Annotated in this window: 2 protein-coding genes; both read right to left on the bottom strand. The window is 53.5% G+C overall.

Translation table 11 applies throughout. The annotated features are described in order from the left end of the window. Positions 1-188 (bottom strand): IS66 family insertion sequence element accessory protein TnpB (tnpB, locus tag P8H27_RS20500; protein ID WP_289639595.1); only part of this gene is annotated, 188 nt, incomplete at its 3' end. After that, a complete protein-coding gene (locus P8H27_RS20495) occupies positions 185-517 on the bottom strand; it encodes a transposase (protein WP_289639593.1) in 333 nt (110 codons plus the stop codon). The genes tnpB and P8H27_RS20495, both read right to left, overlap by 4 nt. Positions 518-1,186: the final 669 nt, after the last annotated feature.

The raw sequence follows: 1,186 nt of genomic DNA, 5'->3' as shown, positions 1-1,186 counted from the left end.
GCCAACCAGACGCCAAACCCGTCGTGCACCAGCACTTTCATGCGCGTGGCGCGGCGATTGGCAAACAGGTAAGCGCAGTGCGGCTTCGCCGCACCGAACACCGCCACCACTCGCGCCAACGCGGTTTCAGTGCCGGCGCGCATGTCCAAGGGCTCTGTGGCGAGCCAGATGGAATCGATGCGGATCATCGCAGCAGGTCTCGCAGGAACGCGGAACACGCTGCTGCATTTTCTGCGGGCAAACTCACAACGACCACGCCTTTTAAATGAGGCACTTCGATTCGTATCGTGGCAGGCATGGCCTGAGGGATCGGCGACGGAGTTGATGCCTTGACCGGAATGAAGGCGGTTTGGAGGGCCATGGTTTTCTGCGCATGCAGCCGGATCCATTTATGAATAAGGTTGGCGTTGAGGTTGTGGCTCAGTGCGACACTCGCAATCGAGGTGTCAGGCTGTGCGCACTCGGCAATGACCTGGGCCTTGAAGGACTTGGAATAGCTGCGGCGTTCTTGTTGCATGAGCATCCTCTTAAAAAGGCTAAAAATGGTGTCCACTTAAAATCAGGTGGACACCATCGCCTTAGACGACGCTGTCAGGTAGGTGTGTTGGCCGGACGCTTACTCTGGAACCCGCATTCTACTGTTTGCAAAATCGCGATTGGTTGTCAATTTGTGCCAATCAAATTCTATGCGATTCCTTTTAAATCAATTACTTAGTGATTTTTAGCCCTAGCATGGGGTGCTAGGGGTCGAGTGTTCGAATCACTCCGTCCCGACCATATTTTGTAATGACTTAGCCCGGTTCCGAAAGGATCGGGCTTTGTTGTTTCTGAAGCTTGGTGTTTTTGGTAGTGAATTGAGCTTGCCTTGGCTGGCGCAGCTACTCCTGATTGTCCAAATCTGCGGTCAGAAGCTGCCTTTTCTCGAGAATGTATTGGGTGTGCCAGGCGCTCCTGATTTATAGCTCCGAATCTATGTCGTGCAACAGGCGTTTCAGCTCCGCCGTATCGTTCCTGAGTGAGTTCGTGCTGAGTTTTGGCTTCGTCCGAGTGCTTGTGTCGACCGATCAGGTTTTGCCGAGCTTTACGTCCGTTGATGGGTGGTATTGGTCGCGTCCGCAGGTGCCATGCTATGTGCCAGTCCTCTCTCGTCATCATGCTGAAAGCCGAGTAAACCTCGAAATAACCG

Source organism: Pseudomonas sp. sp1636 (genome assembly GCF_030376615.1).
Lineage (GTDB): Bacteria > Pseudomonadota > Gammaproteobacteria > Pseudomonadales > Pseudomonadaceae > Aquipseudomonas.
Note: the sequence above shows the minus strand (reverse complement) of the source record. Positions and strands in the feature narration are given on the sequence as shown.